The 24,591-nt window shown below is 69.2% G+C and carries 19 protein-coding genes; 16 read left to right on the top strand and 3 right to left on the bottom strand.

Annotated elements, in window-relative coordinates:
* Window positions 1–17: 17 nt before the first annotated feature.
* Window positions 18–1,535, top strand: coding sequence for a glycoside hydrolase family 43 protein (locus ACIPFH_RS12575; protein ID WP_401825532.1), 1,518 nt, complete (start codon window positions 18–20; stop codon window positions 1,533–1,535).
* Window positions 1,536–1,782: 247 nt separating this feature from the next.
* Here ACIPFH_RS12575 and ACIPFH_RS12570 read toward each other — a convergent pair whose 3' ends face one another.
* Window positions 1,783–2,502 (bottom strand): glycoside hydrolase family 75 protein, encoded by a 720-nt coding sequence (locus ACIPFH_RS12570; protein ID WP_401825530.1) that lies wholly within the window; start codon window positions 2,500–2,502, stop codon window positions 1,783–1,785.
* Between the two features lie 515 nt (window positions 2,503–3,017).
* On the opposite strand from ACIPFH_RS12570, the gene ACIPFH_RS12565 reads away from it, so the two are divergent.
* The 9 genes from ACIPFH_RS12565 (at window position 3,018) to ACIPFH_RS12525 (ending at window position 14,095) form a co-directional block, all read left to right on the top strand.
* Entirely contained in the window at window positions 3,018–3,803 is a 786-nt protein-coding gene (locus tag ACIPFH_RS12565; protein ID WP_401825529.1) for a Tat pathway signal sequence domain protein, read from the top strand.
* Window positions 3,804–3,814: 11 nt separating this feature from the next.
* Complete coding sequence (locus ACIPFH_RS12560; RefSeq protein WP_401825528.1) at window positions 3,815–5,641, top strand: discoidin domain-containing protein; 1,827 nt, start codon at window positions 3,815–3,817, stop codon at window positions 5,639–5,641.
* Window positions 5,638–7,035 (top strand): glycoside hydrolase family 27 protein, encoded by a 1,398-nt coding sequence (locus tag ACIPFH_RS12555; RefSeq protein ID WP_401825526.1) that lies wholly within the window; start codon window positions 5,638–5,640, stop codon window positions 7,033–7,035. The genes ACIPFH_RS12560 and ACIPFH_RS12555 overlap by 4 nt, the downstream gene beginning before the upstream one ends.
* Window positions 7,032–9,062: a PQQ-dependent sugar dehydrogenase gene (locus ACIPFH_RS12550; RefSeq protein WP_401825524.1), complete on the top strand. Its 2,031-nt coding sequence runs from the start codon at window positions 7,032–7,034 to the stop codon at window positions 9,060–9,062. Before ACIPFH_RS12555 ends, ACIPFH_RS12550 begins: the two co-directional genes overlap by 4 nt.
* Before the next feature lie 237 nt (window positions 9,063–9,299).
* Window positions 9,300–10,385 carry an S-(hydroxymethyl)mycothiol dehydrogenase gene (locus ACIPFH_RS12545; RefSeq protein ID WP_401826832.1) on the top strand — a complete coding sequence of 362 codons (1,086 nt, stop codon included), beginning with the start codon at window positions 9,300–9,302 and terminating at the stop codon, window positions 10,383–10,385.
* A complete protein-coding gene (locus ACIPFH_RS12540; protein WP_401825523.1) occupies window positions 10,385–11,014 on the top strand; it encodes an MBL fold metallo-hydrolase in 630 nt (209 codons plus the stop codon). Before ACIPFH_RS12545 ends, ACIPFH_RS12540 begins: the two co-directional genes overlap by 1 nt.
* A gap of 259 nt (window positions 11,015–11,273) precedes the next feature.
* Window positions 11,274–11,636: a bifunctional 3-phenylpropionate/cinnamic acid dioxygenase ferredoxin subunit gene (locus ACIPFH_RS12535; protein ID WP_401825522.1), complete on the top strand. Its 363-nt coding sequence runs from the start codon at window positions 11,274–11,276 to the stop codon at window positions 11,634–11,636.
* Entirely contained in the window at window positions 11,633–12,793 is a 1,161-nt protein-coding gene (locus ACIPFH_RS12530; RefSeq protein ID WP_401825521.1) for an NAD(P)/FAD-dependent oxidoreductase, read from the top strand. The genes ACIPFH_RS12535 and ACIPFH_RS12530 overlap by 4 nt, the downstream gene beginning before the upstream one ends.
* Window positions 12,794–12,964: 171 nt before the next feature.
* Complete coding sequence (locus ACIPFH_RS12525) at window positions 12,965–14,095, top strand: aromatic ring-hydroxylating dioxygenase subunit alpha (protein WP_401825519.1); 1,131 nt, start codon at window positions 12,965–12,967, stop codon at window positions 14,093–14,095.
* Between the two features lie 9 nt (window positions 14,096–14,104).
* Here the strand turns inward: ACIPFH_RS12525 and ACIPFH_RS12520 are convergent, their stop codons facing one another.
* Window positions 14,105–14,851, bottom strand: a complete 747-nt coding sequence (locus ACIPFH_RS12520; RefSeq protein WP_401826830.1) for an IclR family transcriptional regulator — start codon at window positions 14,849–14,851, stop codon at window positions 14,105–14,107.
* A 202-nt stretch (window positions 14,852–15,053) separates the two neighbouring features.
* Between ACIPFH_RS12520 and betA the strand changes: the two genes are divergently transcribed.
* Window positions 15,054–16,724 (top strand): choline dehydrogenase, encoded by a 1,671-nt coding sequence (gene betA, locus ACIPFH_RS12515; protein WP_401825518.1) that lies wholly within the window; start codon window positions 15,054–15,056, stop codon window positions 16,722–16,724.
* 3 nt (window positions 16,725–16,727) lie between these two features.
* Window positions 16,728–17,561 (top strand): 5,10-methylenetetrahydrofolate reductase, encoded by an 834-nt coding sequence (locus ACIPFH_RS12510; RefSeq protein WP_401825517.1) that lies wholly within the window; start codon window positions 16,728–16,730, stop codon window positions 17,559–17,561.
* A gap of 144 nt (window positions 17,562–17,705) precedes the next feature.
* Here ACIPFH_RS12510 and purU read toward each other — a convergent pair whose 3' ends face one another.
* Window positions 17,706–18,578 carry a formyltetrahydrofolate deformylase gene (purU, locus tag ACIPFH_RS12505; RefSeq protein WP_401825516.1) on the bottom strand — a complete coding sequence of 291 codons (873 nt, stop codon included), beginning with the start codon at window positions 18,576–18,578 and terminating at the stop codon, window positions 17,706–17,708.
* 218 nt (window positions 18,579–18,796) lie between these two features.
* Between purU and ACIPFH_RS12500 the strand changes: the two genes are divergently transcribed.
* The 4 genes from ACIPFH_RS12500 to ACIPFH_RS12485 are packed head-to-tail and all read left to right on the top strand — an operon-like array spanning window position 18,797 to window position 24,374.
* Window positions 18,797–20,266, top strand: a complete 1,470-nt coding sequence (locus tag ACIPFH_RS12500; protein ID WP_401825515.1) for an aldehyde dehydrogenase family protein — start codon at window positions 18,797–18,799, stop codon at window positions 20,264–20,266.
* Between the two features lie 20 nt (window positions 20,267–20,286).
* A complete protein-coding gene (locus ACIPFH_RS12495) occupies window positions 20,287–21,378 on the top strand; it encodes a glycine betaine/L-proline ABC transporter ATP-binding protein (protein WP_401825513.1) in 1,092 nt (363 codons plus the stop codon).
* Entirely contained in the window at window positions 21,375–23,375 is a 2,001-nt protein-coding gene (locus ACIPFH_RS12490; protein WP_401825512.1) for an ABC transporter permease, read from the top strand. The genes ACIPFH_RS12495 and ACIPFH_RS12490 overlap by 4 nt, the downstream gene beginning before the upstream one ends.
* Before the next feature lie 12 nt (window positions 23,376–23,387).
* Window positions 23,388–24,374, top strand: coding sequence for an ABC transporter substrate-binding protein (locus tag ACIPFH_RS12485; protein ID WP_401825511.1), 987 nt, complete (start codon window positions 23,388–23,390; stop codon window positions 24,372–24,374).
* The last annotated feature ends 217 nt before the right edge of the window (window positions 24,375–24,591 follow it).

Genomic DNA, 24,591 nt, shown 5'->3' with positions numbered 1-24,591 from the left:
ACCAGTGAAAGGACTCGATGAGGGTGTCGAGCATCCCCGAGAAGGGCAGCACCATCGACAATCCGGTGATCCCCGGCTTCCATCCCGACCCGTCCGTCTGCCGGGCCGGCGAGGACTACTACCTGGCGTGCTCCAGCTTCGAGTACTTCCCCGGCGTGCCCATCTTCCACAGCCGGGACCTCGTCCACTGGACCCAGATCGGGAACGCGCTCGACCGGCCGAACCAGCTGCGCCTGCCGCTGGACTCGCCGTCCTCGGGAGGCATCTACGCACCCACCCTCCGTCACCACGACGGCCGCTTCTGGCTGATCGTCACCAATGTGAGCGGGGACGGCAATCTGCTGTTCACGGCCACCGATCCGGCCGGCCCCTGGTCCGATCCGGTCCGCCTTCCCGGAGTGCAGGGCATCGACCCGGACCTTGCCTGGGACGAGGACGGCAACTGCTGGTGCACCACCGCCGGGGTCGGACAGATCCGCATCGACCCCCACACCGGGGAGACGTTCGGTCCGTCACGCCGGCTCTGGTCCGGTGCCCCCGGCGCCAAGGCCCCGGAGGCACCGCACCTCTACAAGATCGGCGACTACTGGTACCTGCTGATCGCCGAGGGCGGCACCGAGCGCTGTCACAGCGTCTCGATCGCCCGGAGCCGCACACCCAACGGCCCGTTCGAGCCCTGCCCGGCCAACCCGATCCTGACCCACCGGGGCACCGACCACCCCATCCAGAACACCGGCCACGCGGACCTGGTGCAGGCGCCCGACGACTCGTGGTGGATGGTGCTGCTCGGTGTGCGGCCGGGCGGTGGCACGCCGGGGTGGCACGTCCTCGGCCGCGAGACGTTCCTGGTGCCGGTCGACTGGGCCGACGGCTGGCCGGTCGTCGGCGAACTGTCGACCTCGATGCCCGCCCCCCACTGGCCGTTGCAGCCGCAGGCCGCCCTGCCGGGCCGGGACGACTTCGACCTCAGTGAGCCGGCCCCGCACTGGATCTCGCTGCGTCACCGGCCGCCGGAGGCGTGCAGCACGAAGGAGAAGCCCGGCTGGCTCACCCTGCAGGCGCGCGGCGGGTCGCTCGATGACACCGACGTGACGTTCGTCGGCCGGCGCCAGCAGCACATGTCATGCCGAGTGCGCGCCCTGGTCGATGTCGCGGACGGACGCGGCGGCCTGGCCGTCCGCCTCGACGAGCAGCATCACTACGACATCGAGGCCTCGTCGGGCGAGGTGCGGGTGCGGGCCCGGATCGGCCCGTCGAACACCGTCGTCGCCGCCCGGCGGACACCCCCCGGACCCGTCGTCCTCCGTATCGAGGTGACCGCCGTGCACGCGTTGAACGACGCCCGCACCGGCCCGGACACCGTCACGATCGGTGTCGAGGAGCCGGACGGCACCTTCGCCGAACTCGCGTCACTGGACGGGAAGTACCTCTCCACGGAGGTCGCCGGCGGCTTCACCGGCCGGGTGATCGGCATGTTCGCCGGCGCCGGCTCGGTCCACTTCGACTGGTTCGAGTACGAGCCGGTCGAACGCTGACACGGCCGCACCGAGTCGGTGTCGCACTGCTCCGGGCTCGACGGGCGCTGTTCTCGCCCGCCGGGCCCGAAGCCGTCGAACCACGAGCGAGGGCCTCTCGTTGGGATCAGGCCGGGCTCGCGAACCCTGGTGCCGCACCTCGCCGCGTCGTCGTCGGTCGCCAGGGCTCCGCCCCGACTCCCTCCTCCGCCTCGATGCGCGGCACCGGCCCCCGCTCCCTGATCCGCCCCGTTCCGAACGAAAGACCCTAGTTGTTGCGGATGAACGTCTGGGCCAGCCGGTCGCCGAGATCCACCGCCGCGCTGTGGCTCTCGATGGGGGAGACCTGGGAGTTCTTGAAGAGGATGTAGGTGACGCCGGAGTCGGTGCCGCCGTTCTCCGGGTCCGGATCGATCCCGAGCGCCTTGGCCGTCGCGTACGAGGCCTCACCGATGATCTTCGTGGGACCGGTGTCGCCGACGACCGCGTACTCCACCTTGTTCTGGTAGATCACGGCGACGACTCCGCCGCCCTTGATGCCGGCCGAGCCGTAGTTCCAGATCGAGCTGGAGCTGGGCACGACGACGTAGGGGAGTGTGTCGGCGCGCAGCGGCTTGCCGTTCGACTGGTGGAACGCCGTGTCGTCCTGGTACCAGGGGTCGGTGTCCTCGCTGCACTTGGACGTCCGCTGGCCGTCGCAGTCGATGTCCATGTCGGCCTTCCAGAAGACCGCGCCGTTCTTGCCGCACACCGGGACGGTGGCCGAGGTCTCGTCGTCGGTCCTGTACTTGCCGCTCGATATCTGCGAGCAGGAGGTCACCTTCGCGAGCAGATCGGCCGCGCTGACCGAGCCCTCCCGCACCGCGGTGGGGCCGGTGGCGTCCGAACCGGGGCCCCGGGAGAGTCCGGAGGCGTGCGCCGGAAGGGCGGCGGTGGCGAGAAGAGCGGCACCCGCGGCCGCGGTGAGGGTCAGTGTTCGAGAGCGCACTGTGGGGACCCTTCTGTTAGGAAAGTTTCCTTACTGGGTGCGGTACAAAGTGGCCCCTCCCTGTAGGTGCCGTCAACCCCTGTGTGCCGACCGGAGATTGGCCGGAAATGGGTCCGACCTTATCGGTCCGGACCATTGACCCCGTTCGGTTCGACCGGGACTCTGTTGCACGCCCCTCAATCGGCCGCGTGAACCTGGTGCATGTACGTGAACGACAGGTGTCCGCCGAGAGTATCTCCGCACTCCACGCCCTCGCGGTCCCCAGGAAAGCGAGCACGCCTCATGAGTGAGGAACCTTCAGGAACCCAGCTTGCGGAACGGAGTATTCAGGAAACATCGGAGGACCGACCCTCAAAGCCGGTCTCGGCACGTTCCTGATCACGAACGAGCGGCTCAGGACGGTTCGGCGGCCCGGTGGCAGGTGACCACCGCTCGTCCCCAGACCCGCGCCCCCGCCGTCCGTCCATACGCCGGGAACCGCGCGGCACCCCCACACAGAACGAGGTGAGTCAGTCATGAGCACATCCCGCAGGACCCTGCTCGGCGCGGCGGTCGCCGGCGCCGCGGCCTCGGTCACCGGTCTGCCCGGCACCGCGCACGCCGCCTCCTGGCAGCAGAAGTGGGCGCCTTCCGCGAGCAGCGACGGCCTCGGCGCCTTCGAGACCATCGAGGACGACCGCGCCGACTCCCACCCGTCGGGTCAGCCGCACATCTTCGCCACCGGAAACAACTGGCGCTTCAACATGCACAAGGCCGACCGGGACACCTCCACCGACCGTCAGCGCCAGGAGGTCACCGGTCTGCGCAACGGCAGCGGCAGCGACTACCTGAAATGGACCTCCGGTCACACCTGGCGGGTCACGTACTCGATGTACATCCCCAGCTCCCTGAAGGCCACCACCACCTTCACCCACATCATGCAGATGAAGCAGCCCGGCAGCGGCACCTCCCCGATCGTCGTGCAGTCGCTGCGCCGGGTGAACGGCAAGCAGACCATCGAGCTGAAGCTGGCCATCGACGACATCCTCATCGGCCGCACCGACCTGGACCCGCTGCACGACCGATGGACCGACGTCGACTTCCAGATCAAGGTCGGCAACGGCTCGGCGGGTTCGGTCCGCTGGATCCTCAAGAGCGGCGGCTCGACCGTCATCGACGCGTCGAAGACCGGCGTCGACACCTTCCTGGCCGACCGGGTGCGGCCCAAGTGGGGCATCTACCGCTCCCTGGGCGACACCTCGGGCTCCCTGCAGGACACCTATCTCCTGCTCACCGGTCTCCGCGGCTACCAGCTCGTATGAGGAGCCGTCCCATGAAATCCCCCAGCGTTCCCGGGCGCGGGGCAGGGGCGATCATCCTGTGCGTCCTCGCTTTCGTCCTCGGACTCGTCCAGCCCGCGGCCCTCGCGTCCCCGTCCTCCGCTCCGCCCCCCGCTCCGCGCACCGACAACTCCCGCCAGGACTTCCTCCGGGCCTCCGTCGGCGGCCTCTTCCTGCACTGGGGCCTGCGCACGGCCCCCGCCCACACCAGCTGCTCCGCCTGGGAGGACGACGTCACCGGCGGCGGCTGGTCACCCGACTACTGGGTGAACGAGGCGCGGAAGCTGCACACCCAGTACCTGGTCCTGGCCACCTTCCACAGCCGCCTGGGTTATGCCCGCCCCTGGCCGTCCAGGATTCCCGGCTCCTGCTCCACCGAGCGGGACTTCGTCGGCGAACTGATCACCGCCGCGAAGGCCAAGGGCATGAAGGTCATTCTGTACATGACCGACGACCCCCAGTGGCATGCCGAGGGGGGCCACGAATGGCTCGACTCGTCCGCGTACTCGGCCTACAAGGGCGCGGACGTCGACCTGACCACCCGTGACGGCTTCGGGCAGTTCGGCTACGACAACTTCTTCGAGGTCATGGACCGCTATCCCGACCTCGGCGGCTTCTGGATCGACAACGACAACGCGTACTGGGAGAGTCACGACCTCTACGCGCAGATCCAGCGGAGGCGCCCGAGCTACACGCTCAGCAACAACAACGAAGACACGCCAATCATGGACATGATCAGCAATGAGCAGAAGACGGGGATGTCGCCCGCCTACGACTACCCGCAGGCCGTGTACACCGCCCAACCCCGCCTGACAGAGGCGGATTTCAAGCTCCCCTCGGCCGGCGCCTGGTGGTACGACGGTTCGGACCCCGCCGTGGACCGCAAGCTCACCCTCGGCCGGCTCGTCACCAACGCCGGCTCCTCCGTGAAGGCCCTGATGGCCGAGACCGCCCAGGTCAACGGCAGGTTCCCGGCCAACCAGGCCTCCTTCAACACCTTCGCGGACTCCTACCTCGACCCCATCTGGGAGTCCCTGCACGGCACCGAGGGCGGCGGCTATCTGTACGGCGGTCTCAAACCGGGCTTCTGGAACGACGGGGCACACGGCGTCACCACCGTCGCGAAGACCGACCCGAACCGCCAGTACGTGCACGTCCTGACCCCGCCCAGCACCAGCGTGCTGCGCATCCGGGACAACGGCCACCGCATAGCGGCCGTCACCGACCTGCGCACGGGAGCGGCGGTTTCCTGGTCGCAGTCGGGCGGCGTGCTCACCCTGAGCGGCCTCGGCGGCTGGGACCCCTACGACACCGTCTTCAAAGTCACCACGGCCGGCCGGCAGGGCATCCTCTCGGGCGTCAAGGTGAGCGCGAGCGCGTCGGCTGGCGGTCACGGCGGCACCGCGGCGGGCGACGGTGACCACGGCACCTACTGGGACAGCGACAAGACGCTGCCCGTCCACCTCACCTTCGACCTCGGCTCGGCCAAGAAGGCGCAGTACATCGGGCTCAACCAGCGCGAGGACTCCGTCGCGTACGCCCGTTCGGACACCGAGCAGTCGGCACGGATCAAGGACTACAAGGTGTTCGTCAGCAACGACGGCTCGACCTGGGGCAGCGCCGTGAAGACGGGACAGCTGGCAAGTCGGCGCGGGATACAGGGAATCGACCTCACGGCCGTCAACGCCCGCTACGTCCGCCTCGAGGTCGACACCACCTGGGCCGCGTCCACCGACACGACCCGTTACAAGCGGCTGCGGATCGACGAGGCGTGGATCGGCAACTCGTACGCGACTCCGGTGAACGGGGGACGGTCATGACAGGAACCACCCGCGTCAGAGCACTGGTCATGGCCGCGGTCGGGCTGCTGATCGCCTCGGCGATCCCGCTGCTGGCCACCGCCCGCCCCGCCGCCGCCTCCGACAACGGCCAGTCGGTCCGGCCCGCCATGGGCTGGAGCAGTTGGAGCTTCGTGCGCCGCACACCGACCGAGGCGAAGCTCAAGGCGCAGGCCGACGCCCTGGTGTCGACCGGCCTCAGGGACCACGGCTTCGTGTACGTCAACCTCGACGACTTCTGGCAGAAGTGCGACGACAACGGCTTCGTCGTCGACTCCTTCGGCCGCTGGAGCGTGGACACGGCCAAGTTCCCGGGCGGCATCAAGGCGCTGGCCGACCACGTCCACTCCAAGGGCCTGAAATTCGGCTTCTACGTCACGCCCGGCATCGCCAAGAACGCCGTCACCAGGAACACCCCGATCGAGGGCACCTCGTACCACGCGAAGGACATCGCGGACACCTCGAAGACCGAGAAGAACTACAACTGCAGGAACATGTACTACATCGACTACGGGAAGGCCGGCGCGCAGGAGTTCGTGAACTCCTGGGCCCGGCAGTTCGCCTCCTGGGGAGTCGACTACCTGAAGATCGACGGTGTGGGCAGCGCGGACATCCCGGACGTGCAGGCCTGGGACAAGGCACTGCGGGCGTCCGGACGGCCGATCAACTTCGCCCTCTCCAACAACCTGCCCGTCGCGAACGCCTCCACCTGGCGGCAGCTCGCGAACAGCTGGCGCACCCAGGGAGACGTCGAGTGCTACTGCGGGCCGGGCTCCAACGGCAGCGGCTACCCGCTGACCGACTGGTCGCACGTCTCCACCCGCTTCAACTCGGCCGCCTCCTGGCAGCAGCACGCGGGGCCGGGCGGCTGGAACGACCTGGACTCACTGGAGCTCGGCAACGGCGACCAGGTGGGTCTCACCGCCGACCAGCGCCGCTCCCACTTCACCCTGTGGGCGATGGCGGCCTCACCGCTGCTGCTGGGCACCGACCTCACCCAGCTCGACCCCGTCGACAGGGCGATGCTGACCAACGACCGGCTGCTCGGTGTCGACCAGGACGGAGTGGCTGCCAAGCGGATCGTGAACAGCGGGGTCAAGCAGGTGTGGAGCAAGAAGGAGAGCGACGGCCAGTACGTGGTGGCGCTCTTCAACACCGGTACGTCCGGGAGCACTTCCGTGAGTGTGGACTGGTCACAGGTCGGTTTCACCGGTTCCGGTGATGTCACCGACCTGTGGTCCGGCTCCCACAAGGGCGTGATCGCGGACTCCTACGGCGCCACCCTGAGGCCCGGCGAGACCCGGCTGATCCGGGTGAAGCCGGCCGACTCCCCGAAGGTCTCCGCCCCGTCACGGGCTGAGGGGGAACAATCGTGAAACGCACCAGAGCTCTTCCGTGCGGCCTCTCCTTGGTCCTGGCGCTGCCCCTGGCCGGTCTGGCCTCCGGTGCGGCGCACGCGGCCACCGACTACCAGGCCGAGGACGCCGCCATCACCCAGGGCGCCGTCGCCACCAACCACACCGGGTACACCGGTACCGGCTTCGTCGACTACACCAACGTCAAGGGCTCCGCCGTGGAGTTCACGGTCGGTGCGGCCGCCGCGGGGACCGGGTCCGTCACCCTCCGGTACTCCAACGGCACGTCCGTCGACCGGCCCATGGACATCTCCGTCGGCGGGACGGTCGTCGCCGCGGGCGTCTCGTTCCCGGCCACCGTCGACTGGGACACCTGGGTGACCAGGACCGTCGACGTGCCGCTGACCGCGGGCACCAACAAGATCCGCGCCACCGCCACCACGGCGAACGGCGGCCCCAACCTCGACCGGATCGGCGTCGCTGCGGCGGCCGACGGCCAGGCGCCGACCCGGCCGGGGCAGCCGAGCTGCTCCGCGATCGGCGAGGACCGGCTCACCCTGACCTGGGGCGCCTCGACCGACGACGTGGGCGTGACGGCGTACGACCTGTACGAGCACGGCAACAAACTGGGCGAGGCGGCGGGCGGCGCCACCTCGAAGGCTCTCACCGGGCTGAGCCCGAACACCACCTACGACCTGACCGTCATCGCGCGGGACGCGGCCGGCAACACCTCGCAGGCCAGTCCGGTCATCGACTGCACGACCACACCCAGCTCCGACACCACGGCGCCGAGCGCTCCGGGAACGCTCAGCGCGACCAACGTCACGGCGACCGGCGTGGAGCTGAAGTGGGGCGTCTCGACCGACGACAAGGGTGTCACGGGCTACGACGTACGCAGCGGCGACACCGTCTACAAGACGGTCACCGGTACGTCGACCACGCTCACCGGCCTGGCCTGCGACAGCCCGTACACGCTGAACGTGGTCGCGAAGGACGCGGCGGGCAACGTGTCCCAGCAGAGCAACACGGTCAAATTCACCACCAAGGCGTGTGTGGGTGACGGGGGAGTCCCGTCGTCGATCACCACCGTCTCCAGCGGCTGGACCATCCCGTGGGGCATCCACTGGATGCCCGACGGACAGACCGCGCTGGCGACCGAGCGGGACGACTTCCGGGTCTGGAAGGTGACCAAGGACGGAGCCAGGACCCAGGTGGGCACGGTGCCGAACGCCGTCACCACCAACGGCGAGGGCGGTCTGCTCGGCGTCGCCGTCGACCCCGACTGGGCCTCCGACCACTACGTGTACTTCATGCACACGGCGTCCGAGGGCAACCGGGTCGTCCGCATGACGTACAACGGCAGCTCGCTGACCGGCTACACGGTCCTCCTCCAGGGCATCAAGAAGAACCGCTACCACAACGGCGGACGGCTGGCCTTCGGTCCGGACGGTTACCTCTACGTCTCGACCGGCGAGGCCCAGACGCCCGATCTGGCGCAGGACAAGAACTCCCTCAACGGCAAGATCCTGCGTATGACGACGGACGGCAGGGCCGCCCCCGGCAACCCGTTCGGCAACTACGTCTACAGCTATGGCCACCGCAATCCGCAGGGCCTCGCGTTCGACCGCAACGGGCGACTGTGGGAGGCGGAGTTCGGCAACAGTTCGAAGGACGAGCTGAACCTGATCAAGCCGGGCGCCAACTACGGCTGGCCGACCTGCGAAGGCACCTGTGACGTCTCCGGCATGACCAACCCGAAGAAGACCTGGAGCGTCTCCGAGGCCTCGCCGAGCGGTATCGCCATCGTCCGCAACACCGTCTACATGGCGTCGCTGCGCGGCGAGCGTCTGTGGCGGATCCCGATCAACGGTGACACGGAGACCGTCGGCACGGCGACGGCGTACTACGTGGGGACCTACGGTCGCCTGCGGACCGTCACCAAGGTGCCGGGAGCCGACCAGCTCTGGCTGTCGACGACCAACTGCGACAACAACGGAGGGGCGGCGGACGGGGCGGACAAGATCCTCCGGGTGAACATCGACCAGTAGCACACGGTCGGCGGCCCGTGGCCCGGGCCCGCCGCCTCTCTGCCCACAAGGCCGCCTGACCGGCGTCTTCGCCGGTCGGGCGGCCTTGTGTTTCCGGAGGAACGGGAGGGTCGCCGCAGTGGGGACCTCCCCGATCCTTGACCCTCGGTCGGCGCTCCACGATGCTTTGTTGCGGCACATGGAAAACGTGCCGCGATGAGCAACATCGACCAGAACTCGCACCAGCCGAGGAGTGCCATGACTCACCAGGTCCGCGCTGTCGTCGCACTAGGGAAAGGCGCCCCCGTCAGCCTGGAAACGATCATCGTGCCTGATCCCGGCCCGGGGGAGGCGCTGGTGAAGATCGAGGCCTGCGGGGTCTGCCACACCGATCTCCACTACCGGGAGGGCGGCATCAACGACGACTTCCCCTTCCTGCTGGGGCACGAGGCCGCAGGTGTCGTGGAGTCGGTGGGGGAGGGGGTCACCGATGTCGTCCCCGGCGACTTCGTCATTCTCAACTGGCGCGCGGTGTGCGGGCAGTGCCGGGCCTGTCTGCGCGGACGCCCGTGGTACTGCTTCAGCACCCACAACGCCAGGCAGAAGATGACCCTGCTCGACGGTACCGAGCTGTCCCCCGCGCTGGGCATCGGCGCGTTCGCGGAGAAGACGCTGGTGGCGGCGGGCCAGTGCACGAAGGTCGACCGGGCGGCCTCGGCGGCGGCCGCCGGCCTGCTGGGGTGCGGGGTGATGGCCGGCATCGGCGCCGCCATCAACACCGGCAACGTCGGACGCGGTGACAGTGTGGCGGTCATCGGCTGTGGCGGTGTCGGGGACGCGGCGGTCGTCGGCGCCGGCCTGGCGGGCGCGGCGAAGATCATCGCGGTCGACATCGACGACCGCAAGCTGGCCACGGCCAGGAAGCTGGGTGCGACGCACACCGTCAACTCCAGCCGGTCCGATCCGGTGGAGGCGATCCGCGAGCTGACCGGCGGCTTCGGCGCCGACGTCGTCATCGAGGCGGTGGGCCGCCCGGAGACCTACAGGCAGGCCTTCTACGCCCGTGACCTCGCGGGCACGGTCGTCCTGGTCGGTGTGCCGACGCCGGAGATGAAGCTCGAACTGCCGCTGCTGGACGTCTTCGGACGCGGCGGCGCGCTGAAGTCCTCCTGGTACGGCGACTGCCTGCCCTCCCGCGACTTCCCGATGCTCATCGACCTCTATCTCCAGGGCCGGCTCGAGCTGGACGCCTTCGTCACGGAGACGATCGCGCTGGACGAGGTCGAGAAGGCCTTCGAGCGGATGCACGGCGGCGACGTCCTGCGCTCGGTGGTGGTCCTCTGATGACCGCCCGCATCGAGCACCTGGTCACCTCGGGGACGTTCTCGCTGGACGGGGGCACCTGGGACGTCGACAACAACGTGTGGATCGTCGGGGACGACCACGAGGTGATCGTCGTCGACGCCGCACATGACGCCGGGGCCATCGCCGACGCGCTCGGCGGGCGCACGCTGCGCGCCATCGTGTGCACCCACGCCCACAACGACCACATCGACGCGGCCCCCGAGCTCGCGGTGCGCACCGGAGCGCCGATCCTCCTCCACCCGGACGACCTCCCGCTGTGGAAGCAGACCCACCCGGACCGGACGCCCGACGGCGAACTGGCCGACGGCTGGGTGCTCGCGGTGGCGGGCGTCGAACTGACCGTGCTGCACACGCCCGGGCACGCCCCCGGCGCGGTCTGCCTGTACGCGCCGGCCCTGACGGCCCTCTTCGGCGGCGACACGCTGTTCGCGGGTGGACCGGGGGCGACGGGAAGGTCGTACAGCGACTTTCCCACCCTCGTCGACTCGATCCGCGAGCGGCTGCTGACCCTGCCGGGCGACACCGTCGTGTACACCGGGCACGGGGGTACGACCACCGTCGCCGCCGAGGCTCCGCACCTTCAGGAGTGGATCGACCGGGGCTTCTGACCGCCCCGTACGCAGAAGGCGGAGCGCCCGTTTCTCCGCCCCCAGGGGGCGAGGAGGCGGCCGCCTTCCTGTGCTCCGACTCTTGCGGAGCGTGGGGTCACGCTCGTCCGTGCTGTTGCCTATGGTGCACGGAGTTGCATCAAGGGCAACTTCGTGGGCCATGTTGTCCGGCCCGTGAACGCCTTGACAAGGATTCGGGCCGACTTCAGACTGATGTTGCGCTTACCGCAATCCGTTTCGTTATACGCACCGAGGTGTCATGATGATTCCCGTGTGCCGTCTCGCGGATCTCCCGCGAGGTGAGGCCTTCCGGCTCGACATCGACCCGCCGGTCTCGGTGTTCCACACCGACGACGGCGAGGTCTTCGCCATCGACGACACCTGCACCCACCAGGACGCCTCGCTCGCCGACGGCTGGCTGGAGGGCTGCGAGGTGGAATGCCCGCTGCACGCCTCGAAGTTCGACCTGCGGACCGGCGCCGTCGACGCCCCGCCGGCCAAGCTGCCGGTGCGGACGCACGGGGTCCTGGTCGAGGACGGCATGATCTACGTCCGGGTGTCCACGGACGCCCCCAACCTGCCGCCGTGCGTCGCGTCCCGGCTCGCCGGAGGTCCCGCGTGAGGACCGTCGCCGTGGTGGGCGCCTCGCTGGCCGGACTGTCGGCGGCGCGCTCGTTGCGGAAGCGGGGCTACGACGGGCGGCTGGTCGTCATCGGCGACGAGATCCACCGCCCGTACGACAGGCCCCCGCTGTCCAAGGAGTTCCTGGCCGGCACCCTCGGTGAAGCGGATCTCTCGCTGGAGACGGACGACGAAGACCTCCGGGCGGAGTGGCTGCTCGGCGCCCGTGCCACCGGACTCGACCGCACCGAACGCGCCGTCCGGCTCGCCGACGGACGCCAGGTCCGCACCGACGGCCTGGTCATCGCGACCGGTGCCGCCGCGCGGATGCTGCCGGGAACCGAAGGCCTCGCCGGAGTGCACTCCCTGCGCACGCTGGACGACGCCCGCGCCCTGCGCGACGAACTGGCCCGGGGCGGACGGCTGGTGGTGATCGGGGGCGGATTCATCGGCGCCGAGGTCGCTTCCACCGCCCGTGCCCTCGGGCTCGACGTGACGGTCGTCGAGGTGGCCCCGACCCCCCTCGCCGGGCCGCTCGGCGCGGCCATGGGCAGCGTCGTCTCCGCCCTGCACGCCGACCACGGCGTACGGCTGTTGTGCGGTGTGGGCGTCAAGGGGCTGAGCGGGGAGAGCAGGGTGGACGCCGTCCTGCTCGAGGACGGTCGCAGCATCCCGGCCGACATCGTCGTCGTCGGCGTGGGGGCCCGCCCGTGCGTCGAGTGGCTGGAGGGATCCGGAGTCGAGCTCGACAACGGCGTCACCTGCGGCGCCGACGGCCGCACCAGCCTGGCCGGTGTGGTCGCGGTCGGCGACTGCGCCAACTGGTACGACCCTCGCGCCGGCGCCCACCGCCGCGTCGAGCACTGGACCGGAGCGCGGGAGCGCCCCGACGCCGCCGTGGCCACACTGCTGGCGGGCGGCGCGGTGGAACCCGGAGTGCCCCGGCCGCCGTACTTCTGGTCCGACCAGTACGGCGTCAGGATCCAGTTCGCCGGGCACGCGGCCGGTGCCGACAGCGTCACGGTGGAGGAAGGCGCCGCGGACGACCGCGACGTCCTGGCCGTCTACCGCCGTGCGGGCCGGCCGGTCGCCGTGCTCGGGATGAACCAGCCCCGGCTGTTCACCCGCTGGCGCAAGCAGCTCAGCGCTCCGCCGTGAGCACGGTGATGGGTCGTTGCTTTTCCGCGGCGCCGTCGTGGCCGGTCGCGCCCACGCGGCGCGGCCGCACGTAGAAGGCAGTCCCGCGCCCCTGCGGGGCGCTCCCCAATTCCGCTGCGCAAGCCTGCGGCTCGCAGTTGCCCCTCCACGACGTCCTCCGAGGAGTGCACCGTGACCTCGACCAGTCTGCCGGACAGCCTGATCGCCACCCTTCCCGGCTCCTCCTACACGGATCCGGCGATCTTCGCCCAGGAGCAGGAGCGCATATTCGAGACCATGTGGTTCTGCGTGGCGCGCGCCTCCGAACTGGCGAAGCCCGGTGCCTTCCGCACCGTCGACGTGGGCCGCGAGAGCATCCTGGTCACCCGCGCGCGCGACCACACCGTCCGCGCCTACTTCAACGTGTGCCGGCATCGCGGCGCCAAGCTCTGCACGGAGGAGACCGGCGAGGTCAAGCGGGCCTTCCAGTGTCCCTACCACGCCTGGACGTACGACCTGAACGGCAAGCTCGTCGCGGCCCCCAACCTCACCAGGATGCCCGACGTCGGACGCACCGAGTACGGCCTGGTGAGCGTCGCCGTCCGTGAGTGGCTCGGCTATGTCTGGGTGTGCCTCGCGGAGAACCCGCCCTCCTTCGAGGAGGACGTCATCGGCGAGGTCGTCGGCCGTCTCGGCGACGTGGAGTCGATCGAGCACTACGACATCGACCACCTCTCCGTCGGCAAACGGATCGTCTACGACGTCAGGGCGAACTGGAAGCTCATCATCGAGAACTTCATGGAGTGCTACCACTGCGCCACCATCCACCCCGAACTCACCGAGGTGCTTCCCGAGTTCGCCGACGGCTACGCCGCCCAGTACTACGTCGGCCACGGCGCCGAGTTCGGTGAAGGGGTCCAGGGTTTCACCGTCGACGGCTCCGAGGGACTGGACCGCATCCCCGGGGTGGCGCAGGACCAGGACCGCCGCTACTACGCGATCACCGTCAAGCCGCAGGTGTTCATCAACCTCGTCCCCGACCATGTCATCTTCCACCGGATGTACCCGGTGGCCGTCGACCGCACGATCGTCGAGTGCGACTGGCTCTACCTCCCGCACGTCGTCGAGGGCGGAAAGGACGTCAGCCGGTCCGTGGAACTCTTCGACCGGGTCAACCGCCAGGACTTCGACGCGTGCGAGCGCACGCAGCCCGGAATGAGCTCCCGCATGTACGCCAAGGGCGGCGTGCTGGTGCCCAGCGAGCACCACATCGGCGCCTTCCACGACTGGGTGAACGACCGCCTGGGCAGCGGCCCGCGGTAGCGGGGCCGGTCAGCCCAGGTAGCCCATCCGGTGACTGATCTCCTCGGCGCCCTTGAGCAGCACCGGGGAGAGCTCGTGCAGCCGCTGCTCGGTGAAGCGGTACGCGGGCCCGGAGGCGCTGAGCGCGGCGATGACCTCTCCGTCGCGGTTGCGGACCGGCGCGGCCATGGCGTGCAGGCCGACCTCCAGCTCCTCCAGGGTCCACGCGTATCCGCGCTCCCGGGCCTCGGCGAGGTTCTTCTCCAGCTTCGTCTTCGCGGTGATGGTGTGCGGGGTGACCTTCTTCATCCCGGCCTCGGTCAGCAGCGCGGCGCGGTCCTTCGCGGGCAGGTGCGCCAGCAGGACCTTGCCGCTGGAGGTGGCGTGCAGCGGGGTCAGCTCGCCGACCCAGTTGTGCGCGGTGACGGCGCCGGGGCCGCGTACCTCGTAGAGGTTGATCGCGTAGTGCTCCTGCATGACGGCGATGTTGACGGTCTCGCCGATCTCCTCGGCGAGGCGCTCGCAGACCGGGCGGCCCTGCTGCGTGATGTCGATACGTCCCGTGACCGCACCGGCCAGGCGTACGATGCCGAAGCCGAGCCGGTACTTGCCGCGCTCGCCCGCCTGCTCGACCAGACCGCGTGCCTCCAGTGCGCCGAGCAGACGGAACGCGGTGGACTTGTGAACATCGATCTCGGCGGCCACCTCGCTGACGCCCGCCTCGCCGCGTTGGGCCAGGATCTCCAGGACGCTGATGGCTCGGTCGACCGACTGCACTCCGCCGGCCTGCGAATTTGACGTTTCGGTGCCTTGGCTGTGGTTGCTCACAACAAAACTATACGCGTAGTAAACAACACCACTGCAAGTAACAGCCCCGAAACCAAGCCCTTGCAAGTTGCGTCGTTCGCAACCTGGTGCGTATGGCGCTACCGGTACTACCATGCCTCGCGTATCTACGGCGCGAGCGAGACGAGGCACCATGGCTCCCCTGCAATACGACTTCGTCATCGTCGGCGGCGGTTCGGCCGGCAGTGCACTGGCGAACAGGCTCTCCGCGGATCCGGCCAACCGGGTACTGGTACTGGAGGCCGGCCGGCCCGACTACCCGTGGGACGTCTTCATCCACATGCCCGCGGCGCTGACCTATCCGATCGGCAGCCGGTTCTACGACTGGAAGTACGAGTCCGAGCCCGAGCCCCACATGGGCGGCCGGCGCGTCTACCACGCGCGCGGCAAGGTGCTGGGCGGTTCCAGCAGCATCAACGGCATGATCTTCCAGCGCGGCAATCCCATGGACTACGAGCGCTGGGCCGCCGACCCCGGCATGGAGGCCTGGGACTACGCGCACTGTCTGCCGTACTTCCGGCGCATGGAGAACTGTCTCGCGGCCGACCCGGACGACGAGTTCCGCGGCCACGACGGCCCCCTCGTCCTCGAACGCGGCCCCGCGACCAACCCGCTCTTCGGCGCCTTCCTCAAGGCCACCGAGGAGGCGGGATACGCGCCCACGGACGACGTGAACGGTTTCCGGCAGGAAGGCTTCGCCAAGTTCGACCGCAACGTCCACCGCGGACGGCGGTTGTCGGCCTCCAAGGCGTACCTCAAGCCGGTCAGGAAGCGGCCCAACCTCACGATCAGGACGCGCGCTCTCGTCACCCGCGTGCTCTTCGAGGGCAAGCGGGCCGTCGGCGTCGAGTACCGGCGCGGCAAGGGCGCCCTCCAGCAGGTCCGCGCCAAGGAGGTCATCCTCTGCGGCGGCGCGATCAACTCCCCGCAGCTGCTCCAGCTCTCCGGGGTGGGCAACGCCGAGGAGCTGAGTGCCCTCGGCGTCGACGTCGTCCACGACCTGCCGGGCGTCGGCGAGAACATGCAGGACCATCTGGAGGTCTACGTCCAGTACGCCTGCAAGCAGCCGGTCTCCATGCAGCCGTACATGGCGAAGTGGCGGGCCCCCTTCATCGGGCTGCAGTGGCTCTTCCGCAAGGGCCCGGCCGCCACGAACCACTTCGAGGCCGGCGGGTTCGCCCGCAGCAACGAGGACGTCGCGTACCCCAACCTGATGTTCCACTTCCTGCCCATCGCGGTCCGCTACGACGGCTCCTCACCGGCCGGCGGCCATGGCTACCAGGTGCACGTGGGGCCGATGTACTCCGATGCCATCGGCTCGGTGAAGATCAAGAGCAAGGACCCGCACGAGCATCCGGCGCTGCGCTTCAACTACCTCTCCACCGAGCAGGACCGCCGCGAATGGGTCGAGGCGATCCGGGTGGCCCGCAAGCTGCTCGAGCAGCCCGCGCTGGCCCCCTACAACGACGGGGAGGTCTCGCCCGGCCCGTCCGTGGACAGCGACGAGGAGATCCTCGCCTGGGTCGCCAAGGAGGGCGAGACCGCTCTGCACCCGTCCTGCACCTGCAGGATGGGCACCGACGAGATGGCCGTCGTCGACCCCGCGAGCCTGCGGGTGCACGGCGTCGAGGGCCTGCGCGTGGTCGACGCGTCGGTGATGCCGTACGTCACCAACGGCAACATCTACGCGCCGGTGATGATGGTCGCCGAGAAGGCCGCCGACCTGATCCTCGGCAAGGAGCCGCTGCCGCCGTCGAAGGCCGGTTACTACCGGCACCAGGACGCCCAGAAGCAGGCCGGGTAGACGTTGGGCGCCGGGATCGGGACGCTGCTGCGCAACGTCCGCTACGAGGTGCTGCCCGCGAAGGCGACCGAGGACAAGGTCCTCGCCCACGTCCCGCGCGACGCCGTCGTTACCGTGACGGCGTCGCCGGTCAAGGGCCTGGAGCCGACCCTCGGCCTCGCCACACGTCTGTCGGCGCACGGTTACCGCGTCGTCCCGCACGTGCCCGCGCGGCTGCTGCGGGACGAGGTGCACCTGAAGGAGGTCGTCGACCGGCTCCGCGCGGCGCGGGTGGCCGACGTCTTCCTCCCGGCGGGTGACGCCGATCCGCCGGCCGGCGTCTACGACGGGGCGCTGCCGGTGCTGCGGGCGCTGAGCGAGCTGGGCAGGCCCTTCGCCCGCGTCGGCGTCACGGGGTATCCCGAGAGCCATCCGCTCATCCACGACGACGTCACCATCCAGGCGATGTGGGACAAGCGCGAGCACGCCACGTACATCGTGAGCAACCTCTGCTTCGACGCACGGGTGCTGGGGGAGTGGATCGGCCGGATACGGCGCCGGGAGGTCACCCTGCCCCTCCACGTGGGCGTCGCGGGGCCCGTGCAGCGGGCCAAGCTGCTGTCCATGGCGACGAAGATCGGGGTGGGGGAGTCGACGCGTTTCCTCACGAAGCACGCGTCATGGTTCCTGCGGTTCGCGGCGCCCGGCGGGTACGCGCCCGAGCGGCTGCTGGCCCGCGCCGAGGAGGCGCTCACCGCGCCTTCGGCGGGGGTGGCGGGCCTGCACCTGTACACGTTCAACCAGATCGCCGAGACGGAGAAGTGGCGGCGGGCCCTGCTGGAGCGACTCGAGGGCTGACGGCGACCTGGCGGCTGACGGCGACCCGGGGCGCGCGGGCGGCCGGGACGAGGACGATGAAGGCCGCCGGACGGGCCGATCTGCCCGTCCGGCGACCTTCCGCGCCTGCGCGCATCCGTATACGGACGTGCTCGGCGGAAGACCTCAGCGGAAGACCACCGTGCGGTTGCCGTACACCATCACCCTGCTCTCGCTGTGCCACTTCACCGCGTGGGCGAGGACCTGTGCCTCGACGTCGCGGCCGACCGTGACCAGCTCCCCGGGGTCCAGCGAGTGGTCCACCCTGACCACGTCCTGCTCGATGATCTGTCCCTCGTCCAGGTCCGGCGTCACATAGTGCGCCGTCGCGCCGACGAGCTTCACCCCGCGGTCGTAGGCCTGTACATACGGGCGGGCGCCCTTGAAGCTGGGCAGGAAGGAGTGGTGGATGTTGATCGCGTGACCCTCCAGCTGCTTGCACAGGTCGTCCGAGAGGACCTGCATGTAGCGGGCCAGCACCACCAGGTCGACGTCCAGCTCGCGCACCAGCTCCAGCAGCCGAGCCTCGGCCTCCGGCTTGGTGTCGCTGGTCACCGGAATGTGGTGGAAGGGTATGTCGTAGGTCTCCGCCAGTTTCTCGAAGTCCCGGTGGTTGGAGACGATCGCCGGGATCTCGATGTTCAGCGCGCCGGTGCGCCGGCGGAACAGCAGGTCGTTCAGGCAGTGCCCGAACTTCGACACCATGATGAGCGTCCGGGTCGGCGTCGAGGCGTCCCTCAGGGTCCAGGAGATGCGATAGGCCTCCGCGACCGGGCCGAACCGGTAACGCAGATTTTTCAGATCCGCGTCCGGATCGGAAACGTCGAAGTGGACCCTCATGAAGAAACGGCCCTGAAGTCGATCATCGAACTGCTGGCTCTCCAGGATGTTGCCGGAGTTCCTGACGAGGAAGCCGCTCACGGCGTGGACCAGTCCCGCGCTGTCGGGACACGAGAGAGTGAGGACGTACTCACGGCCGGGTTGCGGTCGAGGGGACATAAGCGGCCTCCGTCGGTGCGTAATGCACAACTGGGTGAGCGATACGCAACATGGTCGGCTCGGTGCCGCCCGTGGTCAAGGGCGGCACGGCAACTGCTCGCATGGTGAAATCGTCATCCGCCAACCTCTTGACGTATGTCTGCACATTCGCAAGGGTGTTCCACCACAAGCAATTGAATGCACAATGCGCAACGCATTTCGGTCGAAGGGCATGGCGCGTGGCAGACCTGTATGTGGACGGTGAATGGCGGGAACCGGCGGCCGGAGGCCACCGGGAAATCCGCTGTCCCGCTGACGGCACCCTCGCGGCGACCGTATCGGAAGGGACACGTCCCGACACCGAGGCGGCGATCGCCGCGGCCCGCCGCGCCTTCGACGAGGGCCCCTGGCCCCGTACCCCCGAGCGGGAGCGCGGCGCCCTCCTGCTGCGCACCGCAGACCTCATCGAGCGCGACGCCAAGGAGTTCGCCCGCGCGGAATCGCTGGACACCGGCAAGCGGCTGGTGGAGAGCGAGTACGACATCGCCGACGTCGTCTCCTGCTTCCGTTACTACGGAGGGATCGCCGGCACCGACGCCGGCCGCGTGATCGACACCGGCCGTGACGACGCCGTCAGCCGCGTCGTGTACGAACCGATCGGCGTGTGCGGGCTCATCACGCCCTGGAACTACCCCCTGCTGCAGGCCTCCTGGAAGGTCGCGCCCGCCCTCGCCGCGGGCAACACCATCGTCCTCAAGCCCAGCGAGCTCACCCCCTCGACCTCCGTCCTGCTGATGAAGGCGCTGGAGGAGGCCGGTCTGCCGGCCGGCGCGGCGAACCTCGTCCTGGGCGCCGGGCCCGAGGTCGGCGCCCCCCTCTCCGAGGACCCGGCCGTCGACATGGTCTCCTTCACCGGAGGCCTGGACACCGGCAGGCGCATCATGGCCACCGCCGCCGCGACCGTGAAGAAGGTCGCGCTGGAGCTCGGCGGCAAGAACCCGAACGTCGTCTTCGCGGACGCCGACTTCGACACGGCCGTGGACTTCGCGCTCACCGCCGTCTTCCTGCACTCCGGACAGGTCTGCTCGGCCGGCGCCCGTCTGATCGTCGAGGACTCGCTGCACGACCGCTTCGTCGACGAGGTCGTCCGCCGCGCCCGGCAGATCCGCCTCGGCGGGCCCTTCGACCCCGGGGCCGAGACCGGCGCGCTGATCTCCGCCCAGCACCGGGAGAAGGTCGAGGCCTACGTCGCCGCGGGCCTCGCCGAGGGCGCCGTACTGCGCTGCGGCGGTGAACGCCCCGGCGACCCCGCCCTCGCGAGCGGCCACTACTACCCGCCGACCGTGCTCGACGAGTGCACCCAGGAGATGCGGGTGGTGCACGAGGAGTCCTTCGGACCCGTGCTGACCATCGAGCGGTTCACCGACGAGGACGACGCCGTACGCATCGCCAACGACACCGAGTACGGACTTGCCGGAGCCGTCTGGACCCAGGACGCCGGCAAGGCCCAGCGGGTCGCCCGGCGGCTGCGCCACGGCACGGTGTGGATCAACGACTACCACCCCTATGTGCCGCAGGCGGAATGGGGTGGCTTCGGGCACTCCGGCGTAGGCCGGGAGCTGGGACCGACCGGCCTGGACGAATACCGAGAGCCCAAGCACATCTGGCAGAACATCCAACCCCGGCCGCAGCACTGGTTCCGCGGCTGAACGCCGAAAAGAGGTCGATCGTGACCCCCACACAGACCGAGGTGGCGCAGCGGCGCGGCACGCCCCAGGACTCGGAGGACACTCCGGTCATATCCGTGCGCAATCTGTGGAAGGTGTTCGGGCCGAAGGCCGACCGGGTGCCGGGCTCCGAGGAGCTCTGCGGTCTCACCCGCCGCGATCTCATGGACCGCACCGGATGCACCGCCGCCGTGCGGGACGTGAACTTCGACGTCTCACCGGGCGAGGTCTTCGTCGTCATGGGCCTGTCCGGCTCGGGCAAGTCCACACTGGTGCGATGTCTGACCCGACTGATCGAACCCACCGCCGGAGAGATCGTCTTCGAGGGCGAGGACATCCGCAACGCGGACGGCAGACGCCTGCGTGAACTGCGCCGCCGCAAGTTCTCCATGGTCTTCCAGCACTTCGGGCTGCTGCCCCACCGTCGGGTGGTGGACAACGTGGGCTTCGGCCTGGAGATCCGCGGCATGAGCAGGGCCGAGCGCACCAGGCGCGCGATGGAGGTCGTCGAACTCGTCGGTCTCGCCGGCTACGAGAACTCCTACCCCGACCAGCTGTCCGGCGGTATGCAGCAGCGCGTCGGTCTCGCCCGGGCGCTGGCCGGCGACCCGGACGTCCTCTTCTTCGACGAGCCGTTCTCCGCGCTGGACCCGCTGATCCGCCGTGACATGCAGAACGAGGTCATCCGGCTGCACCACGAGGTCAACAAGACGATGGTGTTCATCACCCACGACCTCTCCGAGGCGCTCAAGCTGGGCGACCGCATCCTCATCATGCGCGACGGCAAGATGGTCCAGTGCGGCACCGGCGACGAGCTGGTGGGCGCCCCGGCCGACGACTACGTACGCGAGTTCGTCAAGGACGTGCCGCGCGGAGACGTGCTCACCCTGCGGTGGATCATGCGCGCGCCGGAGGACGGCGACGCCCTGGACGGTCCCGAGCTGGGCCCGGACGTCGTGGTGCGGGAGGCGACCCGGGCCGTACTGGCGGCGGAGAAGCCGGTCAAGGTCGTCGAGAACGGCAAGCTGCTCGGCATCGTCGGCGACGAGGAGATCCTCGCGGTCGTCGCCGGGCAGGAAGGCGACGCGCGATGACCGTCGTCATGGAGAAACCCGAGCGGACGGAGACGGTGGAGACCGCCGCACCCGTCGCGGGGGAGCGCAGGATCAGCCGCTCGCTGCTGCTGGCGGCGATCCTGGTCGTCTGGCTGGTGCTCTTCGCCGTGCTGCGCGGCCGGCAGACCCTGTCCCTGGCGGCGGCCGACCTCACCGATCTGCACCGGTGGCTCAACGACATCAGGGACTCCGTCGGCTCGAACCGCAACTCCAACCCGCTCTTCCTGTACTTCTTCAACGAGATCCGGCTGGTCATCGACAATCTGGTGACCTTCGTCCAGGACCTGATCTCCCAGCCGTCCGGCGACCGCCCGCTCCCGCAGATCGGCTGGCTCGGCGTGGTCGGTCTCGCCGGCTACGTCTCCTGGGCCGTGGGCAACTGGCGGGTCGCGCTGCTCGCCGTGGCCGGCTTCACCTTCTTCGGGCTCCAGGGCCTGTGGCAGGAGAGCATGGACACCCTGGCGCTCATCCTCTGCGCGGTGTTCGTGGCCCTGCTCTTCGCGATACCGCTGGGCGTGCTGGCCGGGCTGTCCGACCGGTTCAACCGGATCCTCACGCCGTTCCTGGACCTGATGCAGACGATGCCGACCTTCGTCTACCTGGCGCCCCTGACCTTGATCTTCCTCATCGGCGGGGCCTCGGCGACGATCGCCACCGTGATCTACGCGGCCCCACCGGCGATCCGCATCACCGCGCACGCCATCCGTTCCGTACCCGGGACGACCGTCGAGGCGGCCGACTCCCTGGGCGCGACGCGGAGCCAGTCGCTCCTGAAGGTCCTGCTGCCCATGTCCAAGCGGACCGTGGTGATGGGCGTCAACCAGACCATCATGGCCGCCCTGGCGATGGTGACCATCGCGGCCCTGATCGACGCGCCCGGCCTCGGCAAGACCGTCATGCAGGCGCTCCAGTCCCTCGACGTCGGTACGGCCTTCAACGCGGGCCTCGCCATCGTCGTCATGGCCATCGTCCTCGACCGGGTCACGACCGCGGCGAGCGCGCGGGCCGAGGCGGCCCGGCGCTCGGACAACCGCTTCGCCCAGTGGCGGCGGCCGCTGCTGGCAGCCGGAGCGGTGGTCGCCGCGGTGCTCGTCTATCTCTCGCACACCTATCTGTGGGCGGCGGAGTTCCCCGGCGAGGGCAGCACGGGCAGCAACATCGCGAGCGCGGCGGACGACGTGACGACCTGGGCGCAGGACAACCTGTCGGGTCTGACGAACGGCTTCCGGGACGCCATCACCAACGGCCTGCTCAACCCGTTCCAGTCGCTGCTCACCGACTCCCCGTGGTGGCTCGTCGGCGCGGTGCTGATCGCGCTCGGCGTGGTGCTCGGCGGCTGGAAGGCCGGGGTCACCACGGCCGTGTGCGTGGGCCTGCTGATCGGCACCGGTCTGTGGTCGGACGCCATGACGACGCTCGCCTCGACCGTCGTGGCGACCGTGCTGGTCATGCTGCTCGGCATCGTCTTCGGGGTGTGGATGGGGCGCAGCATGCTCGTGGACCGGGTGCTGCGGCCCTCGCTGGACGCGGCGCAGGTCATGCCGCCGTTCGTCTATCTGGTGCCCTTCCTCGCGCTGTTCGGCGCGACGCGCTTCACGGCGATCGTCGCGGCCATCGTCTACGCGGTGCCGGTCGCGATAAAGATCATCGCGGACGGTGTGCGGGCCGTGCCCGCGACCACCGTGGAGGCGGCCACGTCCGCCGGGTGCAACACCTGGCAGATCATCACCAAGGTTCAACTGCCGATGTCACGCAGTGCCCTGACGCTCGCGACCAACCAGGGCCTGATCTACGTGCTGTCGATGGTTGTTGTGGGCGGCCTGGTAGGAGCGGGCGCCCTCGGCTACGACGTCGTGGCCGGCTTCTCGCAGGGACAGCTGTACGGGAAGGGACTCGCGGCGGGTCTCGCCATCGTCCTTCTCGGCGTCATGTTCGACCGGATCACTCAGGCAGCGGCGCGACGCACGAGCGCATAAGGAGCACTGACCATGGCAAGGCAAGCAAGACAGTGGAGAGTCGGCGCCGTCGGCACAGCGGTCGTCACTGTGATGGGGCTCGCCCTCACCGCCTGCGGCGGCGCGAAGGTCGGTGAAGACTCCGCGGGCTCCGGCAGTTCCGGCAGCTCGGACAAGTGCGGGACCTTCAACCTCGCCGTCAACCCGTGGGTGGGCTACGAGGCGGACGCGGCGGTCGTCGCGTACGTCGCCGAGCACGAACTCGGCTGCAAGGTCACCAAGAAGGACCTCAAGGAGGAGATCGCCTGGCAGGGCTTCGGCACGGGCGAGGTCGACGCCGTACTGGAGAACTGGGGTCACGACGACCTGAAGAAGAAGTACGTCACCGAGCAGAAGACCGCCGTGGAGGCCGGCCAGACCGGCAACAAGGGCATCATCGGCTGGTACGTGCCGCCGTGGCTGGCCAAGGCGCACCCGGACATCACCGACTGGAAGAACCTCGACAAGTACGCCGACGAGTTCAAGACCTCGGAGTCGGGCGGCAAGGGGCAGCTCCTCGACGGCGACCCCTCGTACGTCACCAACGACGAGGCGCTGGTGAAGAACCTGAAGCTGAACTTCAAGGTGGTGTACGCGGGCAGTGAGACCGCGCTCATCCAGGCCTACCGCAAGGCCGAGAAGAACAAGGAATGGGTGATCGGCTACTTCTACGAGCCGCAGTGGTTCCTCTCCGAGGTGCCGCTGGTCAAGGTGAACCTGCCGGCCTACAAGACGGGCTGTGACGCCGACGCGGCCAAGGTCGCCTGCGACTATCCCGTCTACGACCTCGACAAGATCGTCAGCGCCGGGTTCGCCAAGTCCGGCAGTCCCGCCTATGACCTGGTGAAGAAGTTCAACTGGACGAACGACGACCAGAACACCGTGGCCAAGTACATCGCGGTGGACAAGATGACGGCCGACGCGGCGGCGAAGAAGTGGGTCGACGCCAACAAGGAGAAGGTCGACGCCTGGATCAAGTAGCGGAGTCGACCGCGGTCGGACATGCCCGGTGGGCGGTGCGCACAGGTGCGCGCCGCCCACCGGGCATCGCCATGTCCAGGGCGCTGTTGCGGGCTGTGGTCCGGGTCGGCTTCCGGCGTCACGGACCTCTTGACACCCCCTCCCCGCGACAGGCACATTGAGTTGCGCAACCTGAAGCATGTTGCGTAGACAGCAACCGGATCGGTTTTGAATTCGG

This window comes from Streptomyces sp. NPDC088157, from assembly GCF_044741545.1.
Classification (GTDB): Bacteria; Actinomycetota; Actinomycetes; order Streptomycetales; family Streptomycetaceae; genus Streptomyces.
Note: the sequence above shows the minus strand (reverse complement) of the source record. Positions and strands in the feature narration are given on the sequence as shown.